The organism is Nostoc sp., from assembly GCF_036917975.1.
Taxonomy (GTDB): Bacteria; Cyanobacteriota; Cyanobacteriia; order Cyanobacteriales; family Nostocaceae; genus Nostoc.
On the sequence record NZ_JBALEJ010000022.1, the window covers coordinates 1 to 16,858 of the forward strand.

A 16,858-nucleotide genomic window follows, 5' to 3' on the forward strand; every position below is an offset into this window, starting at 1 on the left:
TCGAAAAAATTGATAAATTCTTCCTATTCTAATTGCCAAATCTCAAATTAAAATAACCCAATATCATACCACAAAATATTTATGCAAGAGTTCTATTGAGAAGTATTGCAACAGATATAACTCCCAAACGTTCCATTCTGCATCTAGAAGCTCAATATAGACGATATCGGGTGCTTATTACAGAATTATTTAGCGATGAACTACGAATTTATTAAAGTAAAGGTACAGGAGAGGCTTTTTTGTCATGAATTCATTTATTCAGCCAATCAATTTGCAGATATCATCTGATTATTTAAATCAAGGTGAACAGGCTATTCGTCAAGAATTAGCCCTACAGTTATATGCACAAAATATTTTTACTTTTGCTCAAGCGCGTCACTTAGCTAACTTATCTGTCTGGGAATTTCAGCAGATTTTGGGGCAATATAAAATTGAACGTCATTATAATGAAGCAGATTTAGCCCAGGATATTGAAACCATTAATTCAGGTTTTTAGAAATTAGACATCTCCGAAAATGAATGTAGAGACGTAGCAGTGCTACGTCTCTACAAGGATTCTGGATAACGCATATTTAATTTCTGGATATGTCTATTGTGACAGTTGTTTGTAATGCTACACCCTTGATAAATTTTGCAGCTATTAATCGTCTAGATATCTTGAAAGCTACATTTGGTCAAATTGTTATCCCTCAAGCTGTCTGTGATGAAACAACTGTTAAAGGATTTCCGGCCTCGGAATTTGTGTTGCAAGCAATTGCTGCAAACTGGTTGCAAGTTCGCCAAGTTTCAACCATAACATCCAACATACCGCCAGAATTAGATGACGGTGAACGTGAAGCAATTGCTCTTGCACTAGAAACTGGTGAACTGCAAATTTTGTTAGATGAACGTGAAGCACGTCAAGTAGCTCAAAGTTTAGGATTGCAAGTAATTGGGACTCTAAGTATTCTCTTATTGGCAAAAAATAGAGGAATAATTACGCAAGTAAAACCAGTATTAGATGCCATGATTAATTATGCTCAGTATTGGGGAAGTCGTCCTCTTTATGAACAGGTATTACGACAAACGAGAGAATTATTTGAATAAGCAAAATATGTGAGTTGTTCCAGTAGAAAATAACTACTCAGACATCTGCCAAATTTAATAGATATAGGTTGGGTTTTGCTGTCGCTCAATTCAATCTACGTAAACTATAAATTAATGATTATCTTTGTAAATCTTTTAAAATATTCATAACGTATTGATAAGCAGCATTATTATTTTGCGAGTAATAAAGTTTGGCTGCTTGCTGTAAATTTTCAATGGCTTTTTGTTTGTCCTTTTTCTCAGAGTAAAAAAGACCCCGATTGCGATAAGCAAGAGCATACTGAGGATTAATAGCAAAAGCATAACCATCTTTTGGCTTTGTCACCAGACGCGAAATTGCACCCCTACGAAAATCCATGTCTGATGTTCCTTGGGGATAACCTGCGACAGAAATATTTGTACCTAATGCTACTTGGTCAGAATTGCCCTTTTCGGCGACACGGTAATTTTCGTTACTCGTAAACTGAAACACCGCCAAATCAACGCCAGAAAATCGCTTTACTTCACTGTTATTAAATGTATATTTTTTACCATCTGGTGTCTGTACTGTATAGTTACCTTTGAGTTGGACTACGTGCCAGCAAGTCACAACATTATAAACATTACCTTGATGCTCAATAATTACCCTAGAGCCAGTATTTGCACCATCAATGCGGACTGTAATTTGTTTAGCAATTTCACCAACTTCTGAGGGTGTCAACGCTCTGGCTACTGGCTGCACAATCACAATTGCTGTACCCAATAATACTGCCGAAAGTCCACCTGCAAACCTCATGATTTACTCTCAATATCATTTTGCAAAATTTCTTTCCTAATGGGTACAGCCATACTAGAACGTGTAATTAATTCTTGCAAATGTTGTTCAGGCTGGGAACCATCTTGATAAACTTCCGGTGTATCCCAAATTGGGTCTTTGTGCAAACTATTTATACCCACAACTTCACCATGTATATTTAGCAATGGCGCTCCACTCATTCCTTTACGGACATCGTTGGTATACCCAATTTGGTAGCCTTGCTCTAAAGCCTTATCTAGCAATAAAGATACTTTACCAGAGGTAAACACAAACTGATTATTGAAGATTTTTTCTGCTTGGCTAGACAGCTTTTGATTAGTCACATTAGATGTAAATCCACCCACAAACACCTCATCTCCAAGCTGCAAGTTACACGCATCTTTGACATTAGCAACTGTATAAACTATATCAGGGCTATGAAATTGCAACACAGCCAAATCATCCTGCTGTAATTCTGGCATCTGCAAAACAGAAGCTTGATAAATATGTCCATCTGCTGTTTGAACTTGATAGGGAGGTTTAGCTGCTCTCAGAACGTGAGCATTAGTGATTATTGTATAAATTTGCCCTTCTTGCCGCAGTAGAGTACCTGAACCTATTAACTCTTTTGCGGATATTTTGACGGTGATTTTCTTCGCTAATTGTTGCAATTGCTCTAGCGAAAGGGAAGTTGATGTCCGAGAGAGTCTGGTAATCTCACCAGAAATGCTTTGCTGTCTTGGCAATGCTAACGAAATACCACCAAGACAAATCAATAAGCAAACTGTATACCCTAGTCTGCTTCTTAACCATTGCCAATTCATCTTATATAAACTCCCCAAAAAAACTGCAAACTAGAAACGAGATTCTACTGGTTCAGTTTTGGGATTGTTAACACTAGAAGCCGATTGACCACACTCCTGACCGTCTACCAGTTGCTTAACATCAAGATACAAATCACCTTGCTCTTTAGTAAAAACTTGACATCCACTCAAATCCACAGGCTTACCTTCAACACCACGACGGAAATCAAGTATCTGTTTAAGAATCGCACCTGTATCACTTCCTGGTCTGAGGGTGACTAATATATTTTCTGATGTACAAGGTGTGCCCTTGCGATTGGTAATGCACAAAACTGAATAATTGTTAAAATTATTTCGGCTGGTGATGAAAACTGAGCCATTATCGTAATAGCGTTGGAACCTAGCACTAACAATCTTACAACGCTGTGCAGGTGGGAACTTTTTAAAATCTTGAACTACCCAACGGATAAATGTCTCATTTCCCCGTGAGGTGCGTACCTTGGTAACTGGTACATTGCCTTCGCGTGTGCAGAAGAACTTGTTTCCCTCACCATAACTCGGCTGGTTACTTGTGGTGGCAACTGCCAAAGCTAAAGCTGAAATCACAGAACCTGTTGCTACTCTTGGTAATATGTGAGTAAATAACCTCAGTTGCATATATTAAGTATTAACTACTAAAAATACTTGACACTAATAGAGGAAGTTACAACGTAAAGTTGCGGATTTTCGGAATTATGCTCAAACTATATCAGTAAAAATTAAGCTTTTTGATAAAAAATTATCAAGATGACTTATTTGCTGGCGATCGCTCGCAACCTAGTACGATGTAGCGTAAATACACATACCATTTTGAAAAATCGGACTACCAGATTTTAAAATTACGAATTACGCTTTTCCTGCAACCATTCTAAAACCCGATTCCATGCCCACCAAGGATCGGAATCTTTTACTTGACGCTGGCACTCTTTACTGCTCAAATAGCCAACATGGCCGCCGTACTGGGTGAGCAATAAGTCTATTGCGGGATTGCGATCGCAAGCTTCTTGTAATTCCGGTATGATCGCTGGGTCGAAAAGTGGGTCATCAGCAGCATATAAAATCAAAGTTGGTTTTGAGATTTGCGGCAATATTTGTAAAGCACTACTCGCTTGGTAATATGCTTCCACAGAAGAAAAACCTAGTCGGTTAATTACCAATTCATTATCAAAACCCCAAATGCTGTTCGCCCGTTCAATCGCTCCGGGGTCAAGGCTTCCAGGATGGGCATCGTGTATCTTCCATGCCAGTTTTTTTAAATTCTGGGCAATCCCTGCTTCCAAATATCTGCCAAAGGGCTTTGTAACTAGATAAGATAGCGATCGCTGTGAATCCAAACTCGGACAAATCACCATACCACCGCCAATATCTCTATCTTCTAATCCTAAATCTTCATACTCCCTAATTACCTCACCAGCCACCTTCACCGCCCATAGTGCCAATTGCCCTCCTAAAGAAAACCCTGTAAACCAAAATTTCCCCGGACATCCCATTGCCTTTGCGGCAGCAGCAATGCGAACAAAATCTTCCCCCTCATACAAACCATCAGAGGTGAGAGTCGGCGATAACTCGGCTGTTTTGCCGTGGGCACGCCAATCAAATAACACCATCGCGTATCCTTGAGCGTAGGCTTTACGTCCTAGCACTCTCAAAAACCATTCTGTCTCTAACTCTCCAGTGATGCCATAAGTACCGATAATCGTGCTATGAGCATTTTCTGGAATAGCAACCAAGCCAAAAATTGGCACACCTTGGCCGCCAATAAAGATTTTCTCGTGATAAGACGGTTCTGGGTCTTTAGTAGTACTTTGCCAGTTACGTTTTCCCCACAAAGCGGTGTATACAGTCATCATCACACCGTTTTGTAAAAACCAAGACGGATTGTAGAGGGGAGTATAACACATCATAGACTATAAGATTTCGTGTAATTGAGTCTTGATTTCACAGTCATTTAATCTTAATATTTATGTAAGATTTAAAAACTTTTTCATCATTGATTCAAAAATCTTTGTATCTATCAAAGGTTGTTAATTATCCTTAATAAGTAGTAATAATTTTTTAAGAATGCCGAGGATTCTTGTCATAGACGATGACCCAGCGATTTCAGAACTAGTTGCCGTCAACTTAGAAATGGCTGGCTACGATGTTAGTCAAGCTGAAGACGGCATCAAAGGTCAAGCGCTGGCTCTCCAGCTACAACCAGACTTGATCATGCTCGATTTAATGTTGCCCAGGGTAGATGGGTTTACCGTTTGCCAACGGCTGCGCCGCGACGATCGCACCTCTGAGATTCCCGTGTTAATGTTGACGGCTTTGAGCCAAACTCAGGACAAGGTGGAAGGCTTTAATGCTGGCGCAGATGACTACCTCACCAAACCTTTTGAAGTTGAAGAACTGCTGGCGCGGGTGCGGGCACTTTTGCGGCGGACTGACCGCATTCCCCAAGCCGCAAAGCATAGTGAGATTCTCAACTATGGCTCATTAACCCTCGTTCCCGAAAGATTTGAGGCAATATGGTTCAATGAGACGGTGAAATTGACTCACTTGGAATTTGAGTTACTTCACTGCTTACTGCAACGCCACGGTCAAACAGTTTCTCCCAGCGAAATCCTCAGAGAAGTTTGGGGCTACGATCCTGATGATGACATAGAAACGATTCGAGTCCATATTCGGCATTTAAGAACTAAGCTAGAACCAGATCCTCGTCATCCCCGCTATATTAAGACAGTTTATGGTGCTGGATACTGTCTTGAGTTACCCAGTATACCTCCATTAAATGAAGGGGCTTCAGTAACAGTGGTGGAGTGAAAGGGAGTATCAACCATTAGTGTCAAACAATTTTGGATTTTGGATTTGCGATTTTGGATTAACGAACTTTGGGGGTTTAAGTCCCCAGCAATACAGGCAGCCCGTTTTGGGTCGGGGTCTAAATCCCCGTCCCAAAACGTAATTGCGAATTGCGAGTTGTTTTAACCTCGCCCACAAGGGGCGGGGCATGAACCAAAAATTCTTTTAATCCAAAATCTAAAATCTAAAATCTAAAATCGCTAGTCAATAGGGCGCTCATGTTGCCCACCCCACAATATTGGATAATTTATTTCTTGGAGTTCCCTATGGAACCTTTAACGACTGAAGCGATCGCATTTTGCCCCAACTGTATTCTATATCTTCTGAATTCTGACTCCTGACTCCTGAATTCTACGTTTCTATTTCAGATTTATTCAAACCTGTTAACCTAGCTACCTGTTCAATTGTCATCCCAGACTCAAGTAAGTTGCGTGCAGTTTGTAATAACTGTGATTCTGCCTTGTCTGCCCTTTGGCGTTCTTTTTCTGCCCTTTGGCGTTCTTTTTCTTCCGGAGTTGGCAGTAATTCCCCTAACGACATTGCCCAGCGTAACCAAGTAGCATTAATACCTTTATAATTTCCCTGCCAAAGCTGCAATGCTAACCCTAAAGATTGACTCACCAACTGGTTTTGAGCATTTGCGGTGATGGGTTGATAAACTCCTTTTTCATTAGAGAAACCAGCTAAATCATCAGGATTAAAAGGGTCATACCAGAAATATTCTGGTACACGCATTTGATTTTGATAAATCAGCTTTTTTAAGTTTTTGTCTGCTTGGGCTGTACTGTCAGAAAGTAACTCAATAACTACATCTGGGGCTTTTCCCTCTTCCCACACTACCCAACTGCGTCGTTCTCCTTTGGGGACTTCCAACACAGCAAAAAATTCTGGGCCTTTAAAGTCTTTGTTTCGCACCTGGGCCAGACTGTAGTAAACGAACATATTACCGCCAATAAACCCATCCTCTCGTTCTTCCAACCAAGGTATCAGGGCATCTATGAGCAAGTCCATTTGGGCTTTATGTCGTGGGCTTTCCATCGGGATACCGTCATCATAGGGCAATTCTGCTTGGCTGGGTGGGAGTTGAATCTCTGGTGCAGCTAGGATAGTTTCTGACATAGCTTTTCACCTGTTGGCTGGGCGTTGCGGATATTTTTATATTAAGCGATCGCCAAATTAATCCCTCAGATTCTCATGCAATAATCTAGATGTAGAGACGTTGCAATGCAACGTCTCTACTAATAGACATCTCCGAAAAAGAATGTAGAGACGTAGCACTGCTACGTCTCTACAAAGGTTCTGGGTGACGCATATTGAATTTCTGGAGATGTCTAATGATTGAAAACTGCGATATCCTATTTGATTTGCAAACCAGTAAATGTTGTTGGTCAATTTATGATGGGTTAAACCCCTAGCCCTTTTAAGGTGATTCGTAAAATCTCTGTTCTTCTCTCTGCGTTGCGCCAGTTGCTTCAAGTCGGGGAACCCGCCTAACGCACTGGCAACTCTATTGCCTCTGCGGTTTAAAAGTAATTTATTTAACCACAGAGACGCAGAGAACACAGAGTTAAGAGATTAAAGAGATTAAAGAGGAATTTTTTGAGCAAAATATTTTTACTCACCTTGAAAGGGCTAGTCCTAGTCAATTAGAGGGAGAATTGTCTCTCTTCCCGATAATTCAAATCTGTGGCTAAAGCCCCGGTCTTCAGACCGGGGTAAGCTTACGCCATCTTCTATAATTAATAGAACCTGCACACCTAATTTTAGGCATGAGACTGTGACCGAACCAGGAAGTTATAAAGATACTGTAAACCTACCCAAGACTAACTTTGATATGCGGGCAAATGCCATCAAGCGTGAGCCTGAAATCCAAAAATTTTGGGAAGAAAATAAAATTTACGATCGCCTCTTTGAAAATAACCCCGGCGAATTATTTATACTGCACGATGGGCCTCCCTACGCTAATGGCTCACTCCATATTGGTCATGCCTTAAATAAAATTCTCAAAGATATTATTAATCGCTACCAACTACTAAAAGGTCGTAAAGTTCGCTACGTTCCTGGCTGGGATTGTCACGGATTGCCAATTGAGTTGAAAGTTTTGCAGAACATGAAGTCAGCAGAACGGCAAAATTTAACGTCTTTACAACTGCGGCAGAAAGCGAAAGAATTTGCCCTAGCTACGGTAGACGACCAACGCCAAAATTTTAAACGCTACGGTATTTGGGGTGATTGGGATAACCCTTATCTAACTCTGAAGCCGGAATATGAAGCGGCTCAAATTGGCGTATTTGGTCAGATGTTCTTAAAAGGCTACATCTATCGCGGTTTGAAGCCGGTTCACTGGAGTCCTAGTTCTAAAACCGCTTTGGCGGAAGCTGAGTTGGAATATCCAGAAGGTCACGTTTCCCGCAGTATCTATGCAGCTTTCCCAATCACAAGTTTGGCGGAAACTGTAAAACCACTGTTGGCAGAATATCAGTCAGATTTGGGTGTGGCTATCTGGACAACTACACCTTGGACGATTCCGGCGAATTTGGCTGTGGCGGTGAATGCGGATTTGAATTATGCAGTGGTGGAAGTTTCCCGCCCAGAGGTGGAGGCGCAGAGTAATTTCAAATACCTAATTGTTGCTGCTGACTTAGTACAACGTTTATCTTCAACCTTGGGAGTTGAGTTAACTCTAAAAGCCACGTTCAAGGGGAATGATTTAGAACATACTACTTACCGTCATCCGCTATTTGACCGGGAAAGTCCGATTGTTGTGGGTGGTGATTATATCACAACTGAATCGGGTACTGGGTTGGTACATACTGCACCTGGTCACGGTCAAGAAGACTATATTGTTGGTCAGCGCTACGGTTTGCCCATCCTTGCACCAGTGGATGACAATGGCAATTTTACCGAAGAAGCGGGACAATTTGCGGGGTTAAATGTGCTGGGTGATGGAAATCAGGCGGTAATTGATGCCTTAACGGCTGCTGGTTCTTTGTTGAAGGAAGAAGCATATCCCCACAAGTACCCTTATGATTGGCGGACGAAAAAACCAACGATTTTCCGCGCCACTGAACAATGGTTTGCTTCGGTGGAAGGATTTAGAGAAGAAGCACTAAAGGCGATCGCTACGGTAAAATGGATTCCAGCCCAAGGTGAAAATCGCATCACGCCAATGGTGGCAGAACGTTCCGATTGGTGTATCTCTCGTCAACGGGCTTGGGGTGTACCGATTCCCGTTTTCTACGACGAAGCCACTGGGGAAGTATTGCTGAACGAAGAAATTATCAATCACGTTCAAGGAATCATCGCCCAAAAAGGTTCTGATGCTTGGTGGGAATTATCAGTTGAGGAATTATTACCAGAATCTTATCGTCAAAATGGTAAGTCGTACCGCAGAGGTACAGACACAATGGATGTATGGTTTGATTCTGGCTCATCTTGGGCTGCTGTCGTCCAACAGCGTCCAGAGTTACGCTACCCTGCTGATATATATTTGGAAGGTTCCGACCAACATCGTGGTTGGTTTCAATCAAGTTTGCTCACCAGTGTAGCGGTAAATGACATTGCGCCTTACAAAACTGTACTAACTCACGGCTTCGCTTTGGACGAACAAGGGCGAAAGATGAGTAAGTCAGAAGGTAATGTGGTTGACCCCAATACAATCATTGAAGGCGGGAAAAATCAAAAAGTAGAACCAGCCTACGGTGCAGATGTCTTGCGATTATGGGTATCATCGGTAGACTACTCCGGCGATGTCCGCATTGGGAAAAACATCATCAAACAGATGAATGATGTTAGAGGCAAAATTCGCAATACAGCGCGGTTTTTGTTGGGTAGCTTAGATGATTTTGACCCGGAAAAAGATGCAGTCCCCTTTGAGGAATTGCCAGAACTTGACCGTTATATGCTGCACCGCATCACCGAAGTATTTGAGGAAGTAACAGAAGCTTTTGAGAGTTTCCAATTCTTCCGCTTCTTCCAAACAGTGCAGAATTTCTGCGTCGTGGATTTATCCAACTTCTATTTAGATGTTGCCAAAGATAGACTCTACATCAGCGCCCCGAATGCTTTCCGCCGTCGCAGTTGTCAAACGGTGCTGAAGATAGCCTTAGATAATTTAGCTAGAGCGATCGCACCAGTATTATCCCACACTGCCGAAGATATCTGGCAATATCTCCCTTACAAAACACCTTACAAATCAGTGTTTGAAGCCGGTTGGGTACAGGTTGAGGAAAAATGGCGTAATCCTGAGTTAGCGGAATTTTGGACAGAGTTACGGAAAATTCGCGATCAGGTCAACAAAAATCTAGAAAAATATCGATTGCAAAAAACAATCGGATCTTCTTTAGAAGCAAAAGTTGTGGTGCATGTCTTTGATGAGAGATTGCGTCAACGTTTACAAGCTTTCAATCCTAATACTTACGGTTCAGTTGAAAAAAGTAATGGTGTAGATGAGTTACGTTATCTATTTTTAGCTTCTCAAATAGAAGTGCCATCTGAACCCATTTTTGAGGAAGGAGATGATGCTGGCATATATATTCAGGTTTACAAAGCAGATGGTGAAAAGTGCGATCGCTGTTGGAACTACTCTACTCATGTGGGAGAATCAGCAGAACATCCCTTAATTTGCGAACGATGCGTTGCCGCCTTAGCCGGAGAATTCTAGTAAATATACGTTAATTGCCGAACTTCTCCCTATTTTTAACTAAATTTCCAGTCTTTCCCTCTCCCAATCGGAGAGGGAAATTTTTACGTAGTAATATCATGTCCGGTTAAACACTTGTCATTGCGTTCGCTCTTAGCGTTCCCGCAGGGTACGAAGTGAAGCAATCGCAGAGTCCTTGTGATTGATTCACTACTCAATACCCCAGGGAAACGCATCTAATTTATTTTGACAAAATGTAACTTATATTGAATTTTTCTTACCGACTTACTTAATTTCTAATTTCATAAGTCGGAAATCGTGTAGCTCATCAATGATTAAGTAGGCTACAGTTTTTGCAACAACTCTTGAGTTAACTGAAAGAATGCTTTTGAACCTGCTGATTGGGGAGCATTTAAAACAGCTGGCATAAAACTATCAACAGCCTTAGCAACATTGACATCAACTGGTATTTGTACTTTACAAATTTTTTCTACACCAAAATCTTCAACAACGCGGTGCATTACCTGTTTGTAGTATCTACCAGTGAGCAGGTTAGCGCTGGACATACTAAATACAATTCCCAGCATTTTTATACCTATTTTTGTTTCATGTCCATGACTGTCTTTTAATTGGGCAATTCGTCTTTCTAGCAGTTGAATACCCACTACAGATAATGGTTCTGGTTTAGCAGGAAGTATGTAGAAATCACTGGCAGCTAAAGCGCTACGAGTCAATAGATTATAGCCGGGGGCACAATCGAGCAGGATAAAATCATATTCTTGACGTACTGGTTTTAAAATGTTATTAATTAAGACCCTTTCAAAGCGATTCCAAATTGTTTCAAAATCTTGTTCACCCAAAGCAGTTGCTTGCTTATGCAGCATTTCTGAAACCACAAATTCATCATATAAATCAATATCTCCTGGTAACAAATCCAGTCCGGGAAGATTACAAACCTGGGATTGAATGATATCCTGAATTGTGAGTTTTGCTTGTGGGTCTGGATTGATAACTTCGTCTATCAGATACCTAAATGTCTTGCTTTGTTTACGGCGCTTGGCAAAATCTAAAGGCGACATCAAACTGAGTGTGGCGCTAATTTGGCTATCTAAATCAAGGACAAGCACCCGCTTGCCATGATTTTTAGCTAAACAGGTAGCTAAATTGACGGTGAGAGTGGTTTTACCAACGCCACCTTTCATATTTGCAGTAGCAATTACATATCCCATTGATTGAGTCCTCTATTGACGCATTCCCATCTAGGTAGCGTATACCTCTGTTGAATAATTAAAACTTCCACTAAATTTAATATTTTCCGGGACTCAAAAGAGTGGTTGCAGTAAACTTTCTTTGATTGAAGCAATCAGATTATACCAGTGAGTGCCTTACTGGTGCTTAAGAGGCTGTTTGAAAAGCCCTGGCGAATAGAATTCGCGGCTACACAGACGAAACCCACCTCCGTGGGTTAAAGACATTGATTTTGTGTTAGTCCGTGGAGGCGGACAATGCCAGTGTAATAGCGAATTATATTCGCCCAAAACTTTTCAAACATCCTCTAGGATGCTGTAGGTTTTTTAAACCCTCCAGAGGCGCACAGTCAACGCCGAGGGATGCAGAGTTTTGCCGAAGAGAATCCACTATCAATACCGTTCGGTTAAGGTTTTTTGATGAAAATTATAAATCTTAAAGACGCGATAAATCGGCGTCTCTACAAGAGATTGATTATTGTAGAGACGGCGATTCATCGCGTCTCTTGTCTTAACCGAACAGTATTGAATCCACTATGAATTAGACATCTCCGAAAAAGAACGTAGAGACGTAGCACTGCTACGTCTCTACAAGGGTTCTGGGTAGACGCATATTTAATTTCTGGAGATGTCTATTGATGAAATGCTTTATCTAGTGTAGGTTGACGGTAGCTGAATAGTTGTTGCGAATAAGCTTTGTAAGCGATGTTGTTGAGCGCCAATTTGGTAGAGTAAATCGCCTTTGCCCAAGAGATAAGCTGCTGTTGTTTGTTTTCCTCCCAAGACTATAGTTGAGTCTGCTTCACTAGCAGTACGTAGAGCAACTCTTCCTGGAAGATTGGCGCGGATAATTGGGGTGACAACACTGGCTTCTGGACGTTGAGTAGCAATTATGAGATGAATTCCCGCAGCTCGCGCCATCGCCCCCAAACGTTTAATACTTAGTTCTAATGCTTTGCGGATTTCTTTTTCTGCCATAAAGTCGGCATATTCATCAAAAATGCAGACAATGCGAGGTAAAATCTTAGGAGAGCGGAGATTGTAAGTAGTTAAATCAGCACATCCAGCCTTTTCAAACTGCTGGTAACGAGATTCCATCTCTGTAACTAATTCTTCCATAAGTGCGATCGCGCGATCGCTATCTTTGACGACTGGCGAATACAACCAGGGCATTTTCTCAAACTCTGGAAAGGTAACTCGCTTGGGATCTACCAGGGCGATTTTGAGATGTTGCGGGGAATGGCGATATAGTAAACTGAGGAGGAGCGATCGTAGAAACTCACTCTTACCACTACCAGTTGTACCACCAACTAAAAAGTGACAAGTATTCGGATCAGACAAATCAGCCTCTACTAGTTTCCCCTCAATACTCACTCCAATCGCAATTTTGACAGGTACTGTGGGAGGTAAGAATTGGGGTAAAATATACTCTTCAAAGCTAGCAACTTGTCTATCTGGACGGGGCAAATCAATACTGACATACCCAGCTTGTGGAGCAATCAAAGGCGGATTTCCTAACCCCATCTGTACTTGCAAATCAGCCGATAATTTCAAAAGAGCGTTAATTTTCACACCAAGATGGGGTTTAAGTTTTACTCGGATAAAAGCTGGCCCAACAGCAGCACCGTGATAATCTACATTAATACCAAAAGATTGCAAAGTAGTCACCAATTCTTCACCAATAGCATCAGCATTAATAGATTCTCCTTGACTTTTTGTACCGCCATTATTCGAGGAACTAGATAGCTGATTTACAACAGGCGAAGGAAAAAAAGTTTGACACTTTTGCTGCTGGGGGCAAATTTCGCACAGATGAGGCTGGGTTGTAGACGGTGGTGGATTGGAATCAGGCGGTTCCCAAGTCAGCCATTGCTGCATCTGATGTAATTTATAAGGAATCAACTGATGCACTGTATTTTCTAGCTGTTCCCAAGAATATTGATACTCTTTAAACTCTGGCAAAACACAGTAAACTGCTGAATCAACAGCTACTTTTTTCTTTTGCCAAAGCATATAACTATAAAGAGAAACCTGAGCCAATTGTGCTGATGGGTCTACAGGCTGATAGGTTTTAAACTCAATTACACACAGACGCTTAAGCTCAAAGTTATAGACTAAGCAATCAAATTCTCCTCCTACTCTTTGTTGTGTGCCATCAGGTAATTGAAAATAATGCTCAAGTTTCCGTTCTTCTGCAACAAAAGTATTGCCAATAACTGCTTCGGGACTACAATAACGTCGATTTATTACAAGTAATTCTGCAAAGCGTCGGATTAATCCTTGCAATCCTTGCCAAACTTTGTACAGAGGTTGTGCTGTACTAGCATCTTTTTCAACAGATTTTTCTAGATAAGCAGAAAATTTAATTTCATAAAAAAGCTGTTGCAGATGAGAAGAAACTTCATTGATATCTAATTCGTACGTAGCTGTTTTAAATATTTCTTGAAATCTTGGCTCAATTACAGCTAAATTTATAAAACTATCAGCTAATTGATGAAAAATATTACCGATTCCAACTTGATTTTCTGCTGGGGTAAATAAAGTATTTCCGCCAAATAGCTGATGTAAATAAAACAACCGGGGACACTCAAAAGCGACTCTAACCTTAGTAGCAGTTAAAGATGAGTTTACAGATTTTTCTGTTGATTGCTGTGAAGCATTAGGTATCATATTAAAAATATTACTTACGGAATTAGGGGTATAAATTTCTAATAAGCGGCGATGAACAGCAGCCAAATACACTGTATCCATTGCTGCATATTGTAGCTGCTTGTCACTAAGAGGACGCTTTCCCCAGTCACTTCTTCCTTCTTCTATATCTACATTGGAAAAGTGGCAGATTTCTGTTGCTAAAGTTTTGAGTTTTAAATTGGATGTTTGTAATGTTTTTTTGCTAATTTTTCTGGCTAACTTGAGGGTACAGGTAATATTTTGTGCAGAATTACTACCCAAGTACTTTAAATCAAAGCTTGCATTGTGAAATATTTTTTCAATTTGGGAACTGCTCATGATTTGGTTAACAAATAGTGCAACCAAATCAGGTTTATCCAACACATCGATAATATAAGCAAACTCTCCTGTAGAATCTGTGGGTTCTGCCAATACCTGAATTAATGATAGTCTTGGATAATAAGTATTACAATCAGCTACTTCTGTATCTAGCCACAGCACTTTAGCCAAAGCGAATTTTGCAATTTGGGTCTGGATTTCAGCAGATTCTTTCAGGTAGTGCATTAGCTAAACGTCTATCAACAGTTATCTATTAGTGACCAAAGAAATTAATTGGTCTTGTAATTTGGCTTTTGGGTCAATAATTTTTACTTTCTTTTCCTGACACAATAAATCAATTAAGTGTTGAGTATCAGTTTGTTTTACAGAAGGAAATTGACTACCAGCCTCCTTAATTAAAGTTGGCACTCCCATAAAGCCTTGGGTTTTGACTAGATTTAATAAAAACTCTTTTACTGGTCTTAAATCTTGTTTAGCATTTCCATTTTCGTTATTTTTATCAGCCTCTTGTTTAGCAACAATTCCTAAATCTTGCAATAAAGTACATTTGTGCAAAATTTCAGACTCACGGATTAAAGATTGTAGTTTCTGTAAAGTAATAGTTTTACCTGCAACTACTAATTCTTGAGATAGAGCAGAATTCATTAAACTTTGGTATGTCGCCAAATAGTGAACTGAGGAAAGATTTGGTTTGATGTGAATATGCTTAGTACCCGTGAAAATCTGACTGTACATTTGATTACCAGCGAGTTTTGCAGTTCCTACACCTCCAATCCGAATCAAGTATAAAGATTGACAAAGATTTTGCTGAATTACTTTTTGACAGGCATTCATAATATTAAAAAAGCTTGTCATATTTGAATCTTCAGTCCAGACTACACCTATCGGTTCTCGTTTACCAGGCTGTTGATAGCTCAAAGAGTAACTTGCATACTTTCCACTTAATAGTTTGAGCTTAATTCCCTGTATTTGTAAGGCGACTAGAGTTTCTTGTAACATCCGAATTAGGTCAGTGGATGATATCAGAGAAATTTTGCTGTTTTTTTCCTGATTTTTTTTATATTCTCTCTGCCATAACAATTGAAATTCTGCTTGAATTCTCTCATTATCCTCTGTAAGCTGCGTTGAATTAATAATTATCGGAGGTTTTGTACCATCACTTTTTTTTGCTATTGTCACAGTAATTTTGTTTGGATCAACTGTTGGTAACTTTAATGATGAAGTATCAGTTGCCAAATTCGGAGAACCAGCTTTTTTGCTGTTTATTAATGAAATTTTATATTTTTGATACTCATTACGACCTAAAAGCAACGCATTTCTAGGCATAGTTTTACCACCAGGGTAAGATTGCTCTAATACTTGCCGATTCAATGGAAAAATTGGGGAATTAATCTGAGAATCAGCTTGTTGATGTATTGGTTTTAACTGATAATTCCAGAGCGCTTCTGCTTGTTCTAAAGTAATATATTTTAACTGAATTACTCGATAAATTCCAGCTTTATCAGACTGTTGAATCTTATCACTATGACGTTTCCAGGTATTAGTTACAACACTGATAATCACTAAAAAATTTTTTAGACCTTCACCATGAATAGTTGTATTAACATCAAACAAAGGTTGTATATCTAAGAAGCCATCTACTAATTTAGGCAGAGTTTCTAAATTTTCAAAACATAAAATAATTGGTTGAGTGTCAGTAGCAATTTTACCAAAATTTGCCAAAATATTCTTCGCTTTATCTTCTGTATCAATGCAACTAGTTACTTTTAATGCTTGCATTGATTCTTCATTTAAATCATCTCCACGTAACCATTCACAAGCTGAATCATATAATTCTGGATTTATGAGATCGTGCAATACTCCGAAAAAGATATCAGGATTATAGATGCTTGTTTGTTTGTAAGTATTCTTTAGGTGTTTGATAAACTTTTGTCGATCGCTTTGCAATAGCTGCCAAATACCATCATTAAAAATTCGCTTTTTCAGGTTGCTTTTGGTGAAAGCAGATAAACTTTTGAGCCACAGAATTAATTGTGACTCTTGCTCACCTTCTGGAACTTGGATTAAGCTATCAACAGTAGATCGTAAAATATGACGCCAAGTATTACTACTTTCAACCCAATTGCAGAGGATATAGGCAAAAAATGCTTTGGGGTTGAGAGTGCGCTGTAGCCGACCTAATAAATAACTTTTGCCAGAACCAGAATCACCCACAAGTAAAATGGTACGGCTGCGATGGTCTGTAGCTACTAAGTCAAGTAACTCTTCAATCTCAATTATTGCTTCTTGATGAATTGACTCAACTGTGAGTGTAGCGTCTTGCTTCTCACTCCAAAAATTCATGGGTTTCAAATTTATGAGATCAAAAGGATTGACCTCGCGTTTAATAATTTCGTCAATCGATACCATACTC

General features: G+C 40.0%; 12 protein-coding genes. 4 read left to right on the plus strand and 8 right to left on the minus strand.

The window, feature by feature from the left end; genetic code table 11:
- The first annotated feature begins 244 nt into the window (after positions 1-244).
- The gene (locus tag V7K76_RS06930) at positions 245-496 is read left to right on the plus strand and encodes a UPF0175 family protein (RefSeq protein ID WP_334778328.1); all 252 of its coding nucleotides are present in this window, start codon (positions 245-247) and stop codon (positions 494-496) included.
- 89 nt (positions 497-585) lie between these two features.
- The gene (locus V7K76_RS06935) at positions 586-1,086 is read left to right on the plus strand and encodes a DUF3368 domain-containing protein (RefSeq protein WP_334778329.1); all 501 of its coding nucleotides are present in this window, start codon (positions 586-588) and stop codon (positions 1,084-1,086) included.
- Positions 1,087-1,204: 118 nt separating this feature from the next.
- On the opposite strand, the gene V7K76_RS06940 is transcribed toward V7K76_RS06935, so the two are convergent.
- The 4 genes from V7K76_RS06940 to V7K76_RS06955 form a co-directional block, all read right to left on the minus strand.
- Positions 1,205-1,861 (minus strand): trypsin-like peptidase domain-containing protein, encoded by a 657-nt coding sequence (locus V7K76_RS06940; protein WP_334778330.1) that lies wholly within the window; start codon positions 1,859-1,861, stop codon positions 1,205-1,207.
- Entirely contained in the window at positions 1,858-2,685 is an 828-nt protein-coding gene (locus tag V7K76_RS06945; RefSeq protein WP_334778331.1) for a S1 family peptidase, read from the minus strand. Before V7K76_RS06945 ends, V7K76_RS06940 begins: the two co-directional genes overlap by 4 nt.
- Before the next feature lie 30 nt (positions 2,686-2,715).
- A complete protein-coding gene (locus V7K76_RS06950) occupies positions 2,716-3,321 on the minus strand; it encodes a COP23 domain-containing protein (protein WP_334778332.1) in 606 nt (201 codons plus the stop codon).
- Positions 3,322-3,542: 221 nt separating this feature from the next.
- Positions 3,543-4,607, minus strand: a complete 1,065-nt coding sequence (locus V7K76_RS06955) for a YheT family hydrolase (RefSeq protein ID WP_334778333.1) — start codon at positions 4,605-4,607, stop codon at positions 3,543-3,545.
- A 157-nt stretch (positions 4,608-4,764) separates the two neighbouring features.
- Here V7K76_RS06955 and V7K76_RS06960 point away from each other — a divergent pair, with 157 nt between their 5' ends.
- Entirely contained in the window at positions 4,765-5,508 is a 744-nt protein-coding gene (locus V7K76_RS06960) for a response regulator transcription factor (RefSeq protein WP_334778334.1), read from the plus strand.
- 390 nt (positions 5,509-5,898) lie between these two features.
- Here the strand turns inward: V7K76_RS06960 and V7K76_RS06965 are convergent, their stop codons facing one another.
- The gene (locus V7K76_RS06965; RefSeq protein ID WP_334778336.1) at positions 5,899-6,666 is read right to left on the minus strand and encodes a Uma2 family endonuclease; all 768 of its coding nucleotides are present in this window, start codon (positions 6,664-6,666) and stop codon (positions 5,899-5,901) included.
- A 658-nt stretch (positions 6,667-7,324) separates the two neighbouring features.
- On the opposite strand from V7K76_RS06965, the gene ileS reads away from it, so the two are divergent.
- Entirely contained in the window at positions 7,325-10,210 is a 2,886-nt protein-coding gene (gene ileS, locus V7K76_RS06970; RefSeq protein ID WP_334951363.1) for an isoleucine--tRNA ligase, read from the plus strand.
- A gap of 323 nt (positions 10,211-10,533) precedes the next feature.
- On the opposite strand, the gene V7K76_RS06975 is transcribed toward ileS, so the two are convergent.
- From V7K76_RS06975 to V7K76_RS06985, 3 genes are all read right to left on the minus strand, one after another.
- Positions 10,534-11,418: a ParA family protein gene (locus V7K76_RS06975; protein ID WP_334778338.1), complete on the minus strand. Its 885-nt coding sequence runs from the start codon at positions 11,416-11,418 to the stop codon at positions 10,534-10,536.
- Between the two features lie 666 nt (positions 11,419-12,084).
- Positions 12,085-14,670, minus strand: a complete 2,586-nt coding sequence (locus V7K76_RS06980; protein ID WP_334778339.1) for a DNA translocase FtsK — start codon at positions 14,668-14,670, stop codon at positions 12,085-12,087.
- A 21-nt stretch (positions 14,671-14,691) separates the two neighbouring features.
- Positions 14,692-16,854, minus strand: a complete 2,163-nt coding sequence (locus V7K76_RS06985) for an ATP-binding protein (protein WP_334778340.1) — start codon at positions 16,852-16,854, stop codon at positions 14,692-14,694.
- Positions 16,855-16,858: the final 4 nt, after the last annotated feature.